The organism is Pseudomonas parafulva NBRC 16636 = DSM 17004, from assembly GCF_000730645.1.
GTDB classification, from domain to species: Bacteria; Pseudomonadota; Gammaproteobacteria; order Pseudomonadales; family Pseudomonadaceae; genus Aquipseudomonas; species Aquipseudomonas parafulva.
Map to the genome: position 1 here is coordinate 103,321 of NZ_BBIU01000014.1, position 14,309 is coordinate 117,629.

8 protein-coding genes are annotated in these 14,309 nt (G+C 51.0%); 6 read left to right on the top strand and 2 right to left on the bottom strand.

Going from position 1 to position 14,309, the window contains the following annotated elements:
* Positions 1-2,049 (top strand): glycosyltransferase family 2 protein, encoded by a 2,049-nt coding sequence (locus PPA02S_RS11010; RefSeq protein ID WP_028634722.1) that lies wholly within the window; start codon positions 1-3, stop codon positions 2,047-2,049.
* A 3-nt stretch (positions 2,050-2,052) separates the two neighbouring features.
* Positions 2,053-3,204 (top strand): hypothetical protein, encoded by a 1,152-nt coding sequence (locus PPA02S_RS23030; RefSeq protein ID WP_154660091.1) that lies wholly within the window; start codon positions 2,053-2,055, stop codon positions 3,202-3,204.
* 72 nt (positions 3,205-3,276) lie between these two features.
* Here PPA02S_RS23030 and PPA02S_RS22635 read toward each other — a convergent pair whose 3' ends face one another.
* Complete coding sequence (locus PPA02S_RS22635; RefSeq protein ID WP_154660090.1) at positions 3,277-4,083, bottom strand: glycoside hydrolase family 16 protein; 807 nt, start codon at positions 4,081-4,083, stop codon at positions 3,277-3,279.
* Between the two features lie 368 nt (positions 4,084-4,451).
* On the opposite strand from PPA02S_RS22635, the gene PPA02S_RS11015 reads away from it, so the two are divergent.
* From PPA02S_RS11015 to PPA02S_RS11025, 4 genes are all read left to right on the top strand, one after another.
* The gene (locus PPA02S_RS11015; RefSeq protein ID WP_028634721.1) at positions 4,452-5,618 is read left to right on the top strand and encodes a nucleotide sugar dehydrogenase; all 1,167 of its coding nucleotides are present in this window, start codon (positions 4,452-4,454) and stop codon (positions 5,616-5,618) included.
* Positions 5,619-5,960: 342 nt separating this feature from the next.
* A complete protein-coding gene (locus PPA02S_RS22640) occupies positions 5,961-6,920 on the top strand; it encodes an NAD-dependent epimerase/dehydratase family protein (protein WP_080667885.1) in 960 nt (319 codons plus the stop codon).
* Between the two features lie 571 nt (positions 6,921-7,491).
* Complete coding sequence (locus PPA02S_RS11020) at positions 7,492-8,685, top strand: coiled-coil domain-containing protein (RefSeq protein ID WP_028634720.1); 1,194 nt, start codon at positions 7,492-7,494, stop codon at positions 8,683-8,685.
* Positions 8,678-12,022 (top strand): glycosyltransferase, encoded by a 3,345-nt coding sequence (locus PPA02S_RS11025; protein ID WP_028634719.1) that lies wholly within the window; start codon positions 8,678-8,680, stop codon positions 12,020-12,022. Before PPA02S_RS11020 ends, PPA02S_RS11025 begins: the two co-directional genes overlap by 8 nt.
* 107 nt (positions 12,023-12,129) lie before the next feature.
* Here PPA02S_RS11025 and PPA02S_RS22390 read toward each other — a convergent pair whose 3' ends face one another.
* Positions 12,130-14,031 (bottom strand): acyltransferase family protein, encoded by a 1,902-nt coding sequence (locus PPA02S_RS22390; protein WP_161629593.1) that lies wholly within the window; start codon positions 14,029-14,031, stop codon positions 12,130-12,132.
* Positions 14,032-14,309 lie beyond the last annotated feature (278 nt).

A 14,309-nucleotide genomic window follows, 5' to 3' on the forward strand; every position in this document is an offset into this window, starting at 1 on the left:
ATGAAAATTCTGAGCAACGCAATATACGAATTCAAGATTAAAAACTATTCAAAAGCTGTAGAACTTTTCCGCGAGGCAGGCCATTTGTATGGTGAAAATGTTGTAGCTGCACACATTACTATGTGCCTAAAGCATATGCTAGAAGATAAACCTGCATTTGCACATCCTGCTCGATTAGATCTTGCCACCCAATTAATGCTCGCAAACACAGGAGACATTAAACTTACTAAGCCGCAACGAGAAAACATTCTAAGTGAGTGGAAGAAATGCACATCACGCCGCTCGCAAGAAGTTAAGACCAAGAATGTCAACCCTATTCCAGCTGATTGGCCTACCACCTTAATTTTAGCTCCGCTCCCAGACAGCTCAAATGACTTTCAATGGAACAGGAATCGGAAACCCAGTGTAGGTGCTCAGAGAATTCTGGAAGCAGGGCTTAGTATCGTAGTCCCTACCTTCAATCGCAGTAAGATTCTCGACATCACGTTAGCTTGCCTTACAAACCAAGAAACGAATTATCCCTTTGAAGTGATCGTTGCTGACGACGGAAGCTCAGAGCAAATTGTTAACATTGTAAGAAAATATGAAGCTCTTCTCGACATTAAATATGTGCGCCAGAAAGATTATGGCTATCAATTATGCGCCATACGCAATCTTGGCCTAAGAACAGCTAAATTTGAGTTCGTTGCAATTCTCGACTGTGATATGGCACCAAACCCGAAATGGGTTGAATCCTACGTCACATTGCTGCTAGAGGATGATGACGTCGCCCTGATTGGCCCGCGAAAATATATAGATACTGAAAATCTACTGGCCGAAGATTTTGCAAAAGATAGAAAATTGATTACTGAGTTGCCTGAAGTACTTACGCAGAATAATGTAGCGGGGAAAACTCAAAACTCGATTTCTGTCGACTGGCGACTAGAGCACTTTGAAAAAACCGATAATTTACGCCTTTGCGACACGCCATTCCGTTTTTTCAGTGGAGGTAATGTAGCTTTTTCCAGTAAATGGTTAAAAAAAGCCGGTTGGTTTGACGAAGATTTTAACCACTGGGGTGGTGAGGATAACGAGTTTGGGTACCGACTCTACCGTGAAGGGTGCTTCTTCAGGGCAGTAGAAGGCGGCTTGGCTTATCATCAGGAGCCTCCGGGAAAGGAGAATGAGACCGATCGAGCTGAAGGTAAAAAAATAACGATCGAGATTGTCAAAGAGAAGGTCCCCTACTTTTATCGGAAACCCCTCCCACTTCTCAACGCAAAACTTTTCAACAAGCCTCTAGTATCTATCTACATCCCAGCATACAACTGTGCCGAGCACATCGTTAAATGCGTTGATAGCGCTCTGAATCAAACCATCACTGACTTGGAGGTTTGCATATGTGATGATGGATCAACTGACAACACCTGCGAAGTCTTGGAGTATCATTATGGAAAAAACCCACGAGTAAGAGTAATTTCCAAAGCTAACGGAGGGATTGGTTCAGCGTCCAATAGTGCCGTTCGCTTAACACGTGGCTTCTACATAGGCCAGCTAGATTCGGACGATTACCTAGAACCAGATGCGGTCGAACTTTGCCTGCACGAGTTTTTCTTAAATCGCTCGCTTGCCTGTGTCTACACTACTAACAGAAATGTTAATCCTGACGGATCACTTATTGCTAACGGCTACAACTGGCCCGAGTTTTCTCGTGAAAAACTAACAACGGCCATGATCGCGCACCACTTCAGGATGTTCACTGCGCGAGCTTGGAATCTTACTGACGGTTTTGACGAAAAAATCACTAACGCCGTCGACTACGACATGTATCTAAAACTAAGTGAAGTAGGACCTTTCAAGCATATTAATAAGATCGCTTATAACAGAGTTCTCCACGGTGAAAATACTTCAATTAAGAAGCTGGGCGCCCAAAAAATTAATCATTTCGCAGTGGTGAACAAATCACTACAACGTCAAGCCATCAAAGAGTTTTCATATGCACCACTAAATTCGACAGATGATTCCTGCAGGCGCTACAAGATCACCACGGCTAACGATCAGAAAAGCTGAAAAATGTTTATTACTATCAAAAAAATGATCGGACAAGTCATCTTTTCGTATGAGAGTGAGACAGTTACTTTCATTCACGAACTTCGTTATTCAGAACACCTACCAGCAACTGACGACGCACTATTCAGAATCGCCATTCTATCTAGACCTGCCAATGATACAAATTACTCTATAACTGGTGTGGTACCGAATTCAGGCAGTGTGGATTTTTTCGAGAAGGCCTATAATTGCACGATCACGACTCCTACTCGCCCAGTACAAGATAACGCCCCATCGAAAATTCTAGCTGATGACGTGTATCTATGTTTCTCCGGCGGGTTCGATTCGATAGCTGCGAAGGCAATTCTTCCCGCGTCAACGCATTTAATATCTAATGAATTTGGTGGAGCCTTCGAGCGGGAAGCACTATTCTTCAAGCAATTCCATACTCAAGTTGTACAATGGGATTTACGGAGAGTAAGACCTGAAGGAAAAATGAAATTTAATGAGTCAATTGACTGGCGATTCATGCTCGCTCCTGGGCTATTATTTAAAAAAGAAAACAAACCCATCGCCTTAGCAACGGGCACAATATTAGAAGCAAGTCCTTTCTGGTACTCTGGCAATGTAAAACCCGAATTTAAGAGTTATTCCAACTTTGGATTTGGAAGCGAAGTAGCAATTATAAACCCAGTTTCGTGCATCAGTGAATATGCAACGACACTCATCGCAGCCAGAGTATTGACCCCAGATTATTTAAGAAAAAGCTTAGACTCACTGGCTCCCATGAAGTCTGTAAAACGCTTTCGAAAGGAAGTCTTGATAGCGCTCGCCGAGGGCAATCCGATTCCGACACCTCACTTGGATATGCCGAAGCACATTTTTGGCCGAGGCTTTGGTGATGATGTCATCGCACTTTATCTTGTATGGAAACTAGGGAGGGATTGGGTTGCTCTCAATTACTGCTCAAATGTTCCCGCACACTCTGAATATTTGGATATGTCTTTCTTCGAGAAAATTCATACAAACAACCTAAATTGCTTCAACCCCCAGGACAAACAAAGCATCATTAACAATCTTCAAAGATTTGAACTCTCAGAGTATGATAAAGATGATTACCTAAATATCACAAAATCGATGGAGCTTCGGCAAGCTTTTCTTTCAACCTCAAAGTGATCATTTATCAAACTTCAATCACATATTATAAAATGTTCAGCACTGCCCAAGGGGCAGATGCTGAACACCTAATTACTTCGCCGCACCAGATAAATAGCTCCAAACTTTGATTGATTGAATCCTCATACGCTGCGGCAAACTATCTAAATCTATTGGGCCTACCCAACGGGAACCACCACCCAAATTAATCTTCAATTGCATTGGCTGTCTCAAGGGCGCCCGCCCTCCAGTAACCCCTAGCTCCCCCGGGGCAACTAAAATCAAATTATCATCGTAAAATATCTTTATTTGATCAGGGGTCCACTCAGCTGTATATTTATGAAATCCACCGCCTACATTCAGATGTGAACTTCTACGCTGTAAATCTTTAACTGAACTCCCAGCGTGAACTGTAGCAAACCGTACTCCAACACTCTTATCACCCTTGGCCTCCACAATATCAATTTCGCCATATTGATTTTTATTTTCACCCTGCAACCATATGGCGGGTTGAAGACCTTTACTATCGGGGATATCCGCAACCACCTCAAATTTTCCATAAGTAAAATAGTCAGCACTCGCGATACTCACAGAACTTACATCTCTGAATTTTATATTTTGTAAGGCTCCGAATTTTTGCTGACCAAATTTCGGATTCGATATCCGCTCGCGCCTTGCCTCAAGAATGAGCTCTCCATTTTGATATATGATATTTTTATCATCGCCTGTGTAGAAAACCTCAGTATTAGCAGTGACACCTGTGGTTCGAGACCAAACCATTTTATCTAGCCGATCACCCAGTGAGAAATCAATGTTTATCAGAGGCTCGCTAGAGAACCCACCCGCTGCTGCCGACATGGATACCACACATAACGATAGTGAAAGTGTCTTTATAGTCAAACCCAAAATCCTCAGCTATTTACCATCGTAGATTTCGCTTCTAACCAATCAATCAATTATCACTCTGAAAAATTCAGCTTTATGCCTAAGATATCATGCTACCGAGTAGCATAGATATATGCTAAAGCCCGAAGTGTCAATGCTTCTCAGTTTATCACGGGGGTGGGACATGATCCATTAGCACCGCAGGGAACCGTAGCTTGATTATGAAGCAGATCTCAGGCGTTCAGGATCTCAGATCAAGAGAACGTACAAACGTGAAAAATTTTGTAGCTTTGCGGTACAAAAATCCGCGATTATGCGGCATCATACCTGTCATATCGGTCACATAACGCTTGATGTTCGCTCATACTTTAAGGTTTCCAAATATGAAAATCGCTATAGCTGGTACTGGGTACGTTGGACTTTCAAATTCGGTGCTGTTGGCGCAGCACCATGAGGTTTTAGCACTTGACATCATGCCGGAAAAGGTCGAAGCCATTAATAATCGGGAGTCGTTTCTCACTGACCCTGAGCTTGAGTATTTCTTGACTCACAAGAATCTCAATCTAAGAGCAACTCTTGACAAGCATGATGCATACAAAAACGCACAGTTCATAATCATCGCAACGCCCACGGACTATGACCCCAAGACAAGCTATTTTAATACAACATCGGTTGAGTCCGTAATCAAAGATGTTCTAGACGTAAATCCCGAAGCAACGATGATAATAAAGTCTACGGTTCCGGTAGGCTTTACCAAACGCATGCGCCGTAAACACTCTTGCGATAATATTATTTTTTCACCAGAGTTTCTTCGCGAAGGTCGGGCACTTTATGACAATCTTAATCCCTCGCGTATAGTCATAGGAGAGCGCTCTCAACGAGCTGAGCTATTTGCTGAGCTGATGTTGCAGGGCGCGGAGAAAAAGGACGTTACAGTTCTGTTGACTGATTCAACCGAAGCGGAGGCGATAAAGCTATTTTCTAATACCTACTTGGCCATGCGCGTCGCATACTTTAATGAACTTGACAGCTACGCAGAGACACATGACCTGAATACTCGGCAAATTATCGAAGGTGTCGGAGCTGATCCCCGCATTGGGAATCATTACAATAACCCCTCGTTCGGATACGGCGGTTATTGCCTGCCAAAGGATACAAAGCAACTTCTCGCAAATTATAGTGATGTCCCTCAAACACTGATCCAAGCCATCGTTGATTCTAACAGAACGCGTAAAGACTTTATCTCAGAGTCTATTTTAAAACGTCAGCCGCGACGAGTCGGAATTTACCGCCTTACCATGAAGGCGGGCTCTGACAATTTCAGAACATCTTCAATACAGGGTGTAATGAAACGTATCAAAGCTAAGGGAGTAGAAGTTTTTGTATATGAGCCAGCACTTGAAGAAGACAATTTTTTTAATTCAAAAATCATCAAGAGTCTTGATGAATTTAAACAGATTTGCGACATCGTAATTTCAAACCGGCTTACAGAAGAGATTCTGGACATTCGCGAAAAAGTTTATACTCGAGACCTTTTTGGCAAGGATTAAATTAATACGAGCCAAAATAAAGGATGTAGCTACTTCGCGCTAGCCATGCTCTGCTGGCTTACCACACTAGCAGAAATGAACGCAACCATGAGACATTTTTCTGTAGCATTATCATTTATGGATAGAGCATGGAAAAAGCAATCGTTTTTATAGGACGCTCTTAATCACCATTGTTTAGCACGTTCTAACTTGATAAACTCAAAACCGGAACATTCCCTTAGCTCAAAAAATTTTTTTTAGGGAAAATAACCTAGAAACACTAAGTAACCAAGAAGACTTATCATACTGAACCTTGCTAACACCTAACATTACGATTTCAGAAATTTACACACAGGACTGAACATGTCAACCAACCCTGCATCTAGCGCCCCTATCCTTGTAACCGGAGGGGCTGGTTTTATTGGATCACACTTGGTCGACGCCCTGCTCGCAGAGGGTCACATAGTGCGCGTGATTGATAATTTCACTACCGGCAACCGTGACAATCTGCCTTTGAGTAATCCTCGTTTGCAACTAATAGAGGGCGATATAGCCGATGCCTCATTAGTAGCCCAGGCTGTTTCAGGATGCCAAGCTGTTGTGCATTTAGCAGCGGTAGCTTCAGTACAGGCTTCAGTCGATGATCCTGTTAAAACTCACCAGTCAAACTTTATCGGCACATTAAATATTTGCGAGGCAATGCGGCTGGCAAAAGTAAAGCGTGTACTCTTCGCTTCTAGCGCCGCTATTTATGGTAACAACGGCGAAGGAACAGCAATCTCAGAAGATACGCCGAAAGGCCCCTTAACGCCTTACGCCTCGGACAAGCTAGCAAGCGAGCAGTATCTTAATTTTTACCATAGCCAACACGGACTATCTCCTGTCATATACCGCTTTTTCAATATCTATGGCCCCCGTCAAAATCCCTCTTCTCCATACTCAGGGGTGATCAGCATTTTTTCCGAGCGCGTGCAAAACAACCAGCCAATTACTGTGTTTGGCGATGGTGAACAGACAAGGGATTTCGTGTTTGTTCACGACTTAATTAAATTGCTGCAACAAGGACTTTTACTGCCAAGCGAATCGGTAGCAACTGTCAATGTGGGCTTAAGCCAAGCCACATCACTCAACCAAATACTGATGGCATTCTCACAAACTCTTGGCAAGCTACCCCAAGTTACTTATCACCCTGCCCGACCCGGTGACATCCGGCACTCCATGGCCAATAATCAGCGGCTTTTAGACTTGTTCGACCTGCCTGAACCGACCCCTATAAACACTGGCATTACGCAGTTAGCTGAGCGTGACCGCAAGGGTTTTTGAGCAGTTCTGGCATAGATGGCAGAGAGGCCTCTTGCAGGAGTAGTATAATCAAACCACCGATTATCTACTTTACGCGCTGCCCCCATAGTTTAATTTAGTAATGCAAGCATTGAGTTAACTTTAGCTACTTGCATTCCCCATACACTCTGAAGGAGTACCCAATTAGCGTGTGAGCAGTAGTCAGATTATTTACCTGAGCAGCTATATCAACCATCCACCTTTCGTGCGTTAGGCACCTGAGCAGGTACTGAGACCAAGTGCTGGAGGGCTCGTTAAGCGTTTGATTCAGCCAGCCGACCTAGGCTTTTTTTGCATGCAGTCTAACTCCTCCATCAGCAAGGACCGGACGGTGTGAATGTTATCCGCAAATCTGGGGGCTCAAAAAGGCGATTTTTTCCGCCCAGTCGGGCGATAATCAGCTTGGTGGCTGAAGGACCAGCAACGATGTGATCATAGCCAATCGGCTTACCGATGAAATCAACGATATACTCGACAAATTTTGTACCCGCGACCTGTGCAGCAAGGACTGAGCGCGGCCATGAAATGGCTACAGTTTTCTATGGAGATCTCGATGCAAACCCTACTCTCCGGCCTGAGTGAACAGGCCAGCCGCGCATATGTTGGCGCCTCGTTAGACGACACATTTTCGTTTCAGTGGAAACCGGCTGCGCAGTTGATTGCTGATTTCGATCTAACCAACGGAACGGTTTCTCGCCAGGCCGTGTGGTTCTACCGTGCCCCTTGGAACTGGCTGGCGGATGGTACCACCGTCGATGTCATGGCAGCGCTGCAACAATGGCAAACAGAACAACGCGCAGTGCTGCAACTGCGCCGCACGCTGCGTCAGCGTTTGATTCTGGTGAACATCGACAGGGTGACGCCGCAGGCGTTGTTCGAGCGCTTGGGCCTGGCTTACAACGATCAGCCAGTGCAGCTGTTTACCGACCCGTTGGCTGCTACCCTCGCCGGCGTCTTCGAGCAAATGGCACCCGAAAGCTGGACCCTGTACGAAGCGTTGGAAGCGGCAGCATGGTTGCCAAACGGTGAACCGGAGTTCCGCTCCAATCGCCCACTGCCAACCACAACCGGCTTGATCGAACTGTTGGAACTGATCCACGCAGGCCGGCAATTGCCCAACGCTCAACTGCAGTTGCATGAGCGGGAAAGGACCATTACCAGCCTACGCCGAGAATCCGAGCTGGCGCGCCACACCCAGCAATATGGGCACGATGAGCGCGGGCAGGTGCAGTCACAACTGCATCGCGCGCAGCAAGCTCTTGCGGATCGTGAAGCAGAAAACGAGTACCTCAAGGAGCAGCGCAGCAGCCTCCAACAACAGCTTGCCCAAGCCCACACGGACTTGCAGCAGGCTATCCAGGCTGCGAGCGCTGGCAGTTCGGGTACCAAGCCATTTGCAGAGGAAAACCAACTGCTGCTGGCTCAACTGCATGCCGTGCAGGCAGAGCTGGAAAAACGCCACCTGGAAAGCCAGGATTTTAACGACAAGTATGCCAAGTTGAAGCAAGAGCTGGACCACGCCCTCGCCGCGCAGCAGCAGTCCGGGGCGGACATGGCTGGTGCTACAGCCAATGCCCAGGCGCTGGGTGAAGAGAACGAGCTGTTGCTCTCGCAACTGCACCTGGTGCAGGAAGAGCTGGAAAACTACTACCTGGCCAATCGCGAAATTCTCGCGGCCATGGACCAGTCCAACCATACGCTGCACCGTGCCCGTAAGGTGATCAGCCGGGTGGCTGCCAATGTCTAAGCCTCAGGCGGAAAGCCCGTTCAACAGTGTGGTCGACCCCCAGTGGTACGTAGCGACTTATCCGGACGTAGCGGCTGTAGGTGCAGACCCACAACAGCACTATGAACAACATGGTGCCGCTGAGGGCCGCTTGCCCCGGTATCTACAAGCCTATCGCCTGGAGTCGGCCCTGTGGGGCGGCTTCAGCGGGCTGGCGTTGCCCGAGCTCATTGCCCTGCAGGCACACACCGAAGACCGTGAAGAGCACGCCTACGCTTCCTGGGCCCTGGCTCGCTGGCATGCCAGTGCCTCGCAATGGTCGAGCGCACTGCCGTACATCGACGCCCTCGCACAGCCACTGCCACCTTACATGGTCAACCTTGGCCCAATATTGCTAAGGGCAGAGGTGCTGCTGCGCAATGGCCAACAGTCGCTTGCGCAAGCCTGCATCGCCGAGGCCATTGCGGCAAAAGGCCTGCAAGCCGACTTGTGCCTGGCAGCCGCCAATGTGTCGCTGCCCATCAAGGGCACCCAACACCAGCCGCCAGACGATATGCGCCTGTCCTGGATTAACCGTGCGCTTGCCGCTGCAGACTTGGCACCAGTTGCCATGCGTGATCCCGCAGCTGCGCTCACCCTGGATAACCTCCAGGCCGCGTCTGCCGCGAAGGTTCCGCCCCAGGCCCAGCCAAAAATCAGCGTGATCATGCCGGCGTTCAACGCCGAGGCCTTCATTGAAACGGCCCTGCGCAGCTTGCTGGCTCAAAGCTGGAGCAACCTGGAAATCCTGGTTGTTGATGACTGCAGCAGCGATGCTACGGTCGAGCGTGTTTCTGAGCTGGCCCGCGAAGACGCGCGCATCGTGCTGCTACACCAACCGGTAAACCGCGGTGCTTACGCGGCGCGCAATACAGCGTTGAAACACGCCACCGGCACGTTTGTAGTCAACCATGACAGCGACGACTGGTCCCACCCTCAGCGCCTGGAGCTCATGGCCGCTCCGCTGCTGCAGAACCCAGGCCTGGTCGGCACCTTGGCGGAATGGGTCAGGGCCGATACCGAGCTGCACTTTCAATGCTGGCGCATGGAAAACAGCCTGATTGAACCGAGCGTTTCCACCATCATGATGCACTGCGATGCCGTGCGCGAACTTGGCGGCTGGGATGAGGTGCGTGTCGCGGCCGACCATGAGCTGCGTCAGCGCCTGCAACGCCGCCATGGCGACGAGGCACTGCTTTACCTGCTGCCAGGGGTGCCGCTGGTCATTGCCCGTCACCTGCCACAGTCGCTGACCATGGCTTCCGGCACGCACTTGCGCTCAACGTTCTATGGCCTGCGCCAGTTATACAGCGCACTTGCCGAGGCCTGGCACGGCATGGCGAACGACGCAGCCGGGCTACGCTTGACGCCAGATAGCGGCACCCGCGCGTTCCCGGCACCGGCTCCGATGCTGCGTAACGCCCAGGCCGAGGCCAGCTACGATTGGCTGGTGGTCAGCGACCTCAGCGAAGCAGCGCGCACCGCCAAGCCTCTGCGGCTGGTGCTGGCGCGCTTGCAGGATCAGGGCGAGCGTATCGGCCTACTGCATTGGCCAGATTATCAGCGGCCAAGCCCGATTGGCCCAGCCCTGCTGCGCCAGGCCGTCGAGGGTGAAGTCGAAATGGTGCTGGCTGAACAGGCACTGGTGGCCCGCCGAATACTCGTCGTGGGTCGGCACCTGCTTGCTCGTCCATTGGATCAAGTACCAGCAGTCAAAGGGCTGCAAAGTTGCCAGGTTATCGATTCGGTTCGCGAGGCCAAGTCGCTGGAAATCGGCGTAACACCAGTTTCACCTCAGTTGGCCGGCCCGCTCGGTGCCAAGGTGGCTCCGGCACTTGTTACGCCGCCAGTACCGCAGGTTGCCGATTCTGAGCAGCCTTTAGCAGCGGCCGCCGCGCAGGAGCCCGCCGAACCTGCATTACCGGCCTTGTTCGACGAAGCCTGGTACCTGGAACGCAACCCAGACTTGCAAGGCGCCAGCCTCGACGCCTGGCAGCATTACCTTGCCCACGGTCATGCTGAGGGCCGCGAACCTGGTCCAGACTTCAATACGGCGTGGTACCTGGCGCAATGTGTCGAAGCCCGCGAAAGTGGCATGCCGGCACTGCTGCATTATCATCAGTCGGGTCGTCATACCGGTTACGATGTTGGCAACCCAACATTCGCTGGCAACCTGCAACACCGCCCAGGCAGGCCCACCGTGCTGCTTTGCGCCCATGCTGCTAACGTGCAGTTGTTTGGCGCGGAGCGCAGCGTGCTAGATATGCTGGATGCGTGCGCTGCGCTAGACCTGAACGTGCTGGTCAGTGTGCCGAGCGTAGCCAACCCGGCTTACATCGACGAGTTGCGAGCGCGCGCTATTCAGGTGGCTTGCATCCCGACCCAGCTGTGGCGCGCGGACATTGCGCCGTGCCGGGTAGCCGTTGAGCGTTTCTGTGCTTTGATTCGCACCCACTCGGTGGACTTGGTACATAGCAATACCCTGATGCTGCGCGAGCCGCTAATCGCCGCACGCCTTGCCCAAGTACCCGCCGTGCTCCATGCGCATGAATCCCCCGCGCATGATGCCGACCTGTGCGTAGCCATCGGCTTGCCAGCGGATCAGATCATTGCCGAGGCATTGAGCCGAGCCGACCACGTACTGGCCAACTCCGCCTTCACGGCGCAGCACATCGCCAAACCGGGGGCTACCCATGTGGTTGGCAATATCATCGACCTCAAGGCGTTCGACCTGCCCAATGCGCCGGACAACAAACACATCACTGCGGCACTTATCAGCAGCAATTTACCCAAGAAAGGCATCGCCGACTTGTTGCAACTAGCGTGTGACACAGTTGCCGACACCCCCAACTTGCAATTGTTGCTGATTGGCCCGGACACGCCGGGTGTTGCTGCTTTGCGCACCTTGGAAGCCAGCGGCAAACTGCCACGCAATTTGCGCATCATGCCTTACGCCGCAAGCCCGCAGGCTGCCATCGCCCAAGCCAACATTGTGCTGAACCTGTCCCACTGCCAGGAAACCTTCGGCCGCACTGTGCTGGAAGGGATGGCTGCCAGCCGGCCGGTGCTCGCTTATCGCTGGGGGGCTTTGCCAGAGCTGATTGATGAAGGCATTACGGGGTACACTTTTGAGCATGGCGACACCAAAGCCATGGCCAAAAGATTGCGCCAGTTCTGCCTAAATCCGAAAAAGATCCGCACGCTGGGTGCTGCGAGCCGCAAACGTGCCAAACAGTACAGCCTCAAGCTGCTAAGTCAGCAATTGAAGAGCGCTTATGAGTCAGCACTGGGAAGTTCACTGCTGCGGTCAGGCGATTGAAATGAGGTGAGTGGCACGGCAGGCACTGCTTGAGTCTTAAGCAGTGCCTGCCGCGTCCCATCGCAACACACGGCAGCGCCTGTGTAGGGCTTGCACCAGTTACAAGCTTACTGGAAGATTTCAGCCTTGATCTTATCTACAAAGTAGATAGAGCCATGCTTGCTCAGGTGACCAAAATCCACCACTGGCAGATCTATCAAGTCGCTGCCAAGGCGGGTTAAACACCCCTCCCCTTTGCAGAGTATATCCAGCGCCGAAATATAGGACGCACCAATCGACGGTACGTGCTGCTTGAAGAAGCCGTCCCAGTCCGCCACTTGCGGGTTCAACCCGTACGCCATGTATTGCGGCGGAACTTTATTGTGTTTTGCCCAATAGCCCAGCACTACCGAGCTTAAATTGCCATTCCAATGCGGCACTGGGCCAATTACAACAATCTTGCTCACGGGCGACGCGGCTTTTATCTTGCTCACTGTTTCTTGCAGCATGGTCAACGCTTGGTGCTGTTCATGAGGTGCATTGCTGCCGAACACCAGCCAGGTCAGCACCACCATGTCAGGCTTATAGTGCGCCACGGCTTCAAGCCGGTCGTTGTTGGCTTGTGCAACTAACTTGCCTTCATCGGTCTTGCCGGGGATGGCAAAGAACGGTGGGCCATTACCGTCGGTCATCTGCGAAATACCGTATTCGGTGTACCCGTTATCGCGGGCACTCAATATCCCTTGATACAGCGCCGCCGCATACGAGTCTCCCCAGATAAACAACATTTTGCGGCGGGGTTCGATGCAGTGGGCGTAACTGAGTTCTTTGGACACCGAGTGGCAAACGCCGTAACGGATGTTCTGTTTGAAATCATAGTATTCGTAGACGTTGGTAATGGCCGACAGGGCCTCGATTTCTCCCTTTACCCGATAGGCTGCGCCGTTGCTTATTACAACGGTGAAGCCGGCAACCAACACCAGGCAAAACGCAGCGATAGCGGCAGGGCTGCGTGCTTTAGCAAGCCTGGTGCGGACCGGGCCGGGCGATGCGGTGCGCTGGCCGGCAATATTTTCGACGGTGAGGAAAGACACCAGGCCCAGCATGAACGATAACAACACGCCGCCAATAATCGCCTGCGGCTGCTCGTCCAGGCCGCTCTTAAAGAGGTAAACGCAAATGGGCCAATGCCACAGATACGTGGAGTAGGAGGTTTTACCCATCCAAGCCACCAGCCAGTGCTTGGCCAGGCGCGAGCCAGTACAACCGGCGGCGATCACCAGGCAAGTGCCGATGACCGGCAACAACGCCCACTGCCCGGGCCACGCGGTGGAGCTGTCGAGGACGAACAACGAAGCTACGATCAATAACAGACCGGCAAGCGCGACAGGTGCTTTTTTGCTGTCGCGAAGGCTGACGGGGTGCAAGTAGACCACGCCACCCATCAACATCTCCCACGCCCGTGAAGGCAGCATGTAGTAGGCGAAGCTTTCCAGGTGGTAAGAGGCCCACGTGGCGAAAGCGAATGACAGTATCGTCAGGCCGACTATCACTAATCGGCCAGCGCTGGCCCCCAGCACCCTGAGCACGGCGATGATGATCAGCGGATAAACCAGGTAAAACTGCCATTCGGCCGAGAGTGACCAAGTGTGCAGCAACCATTTCAGGTGCGAAGCTGAATCGAAGTAGCCCGACTCGCTGTAGAACATCAAGTTGGAGGTAAACGAAAGTGCGCCAGCTACATGTTGCCCAAGCTGTTTGTATTCGAAGGGGAGCAGGTTGAAGTAACCCCATGCCAACATGGCAGCGCAAAGGACGACCAGGGCGGGAATCAACCGTTTGGCACGGCTGGTGTAAAAACCCGTCAGCGTAAAGGTGCCGGCCTGCACTTTGGGGAAAATGGCGCCGGTCATCAAATAGCCCGAGATGACAAAAAAGACATCAACGCCAGCAAACCCTGCCGGAAGCATGGAGGGGTTAAAATGGAACAGCACCACTGCAACGACTGCTAACGCCCGCAGTCCATTCACGTCATCCCTAAATCGCATACGCACCTTTTGGGTAAAATCTTGGCATAGCCTTATTTGAATTAGCGCGACTTTAGCAGATTACTGGTGGCTAATGGGTATCAGTTTATGAGCTTAGTCGGGGGGCCAGGTGCCTGCCATGAGTTTAGGGGAAGGCATACATCGAGCGCCGCGTGGACGGCGCTTGGTTTCATTGGTGCTGCAAAACCTATAGCGAACAACGTGCCTACGCCCAATGGGCCACCCAGCAGGCCCCGTCGGTCAGCATTTGCGATGATGCA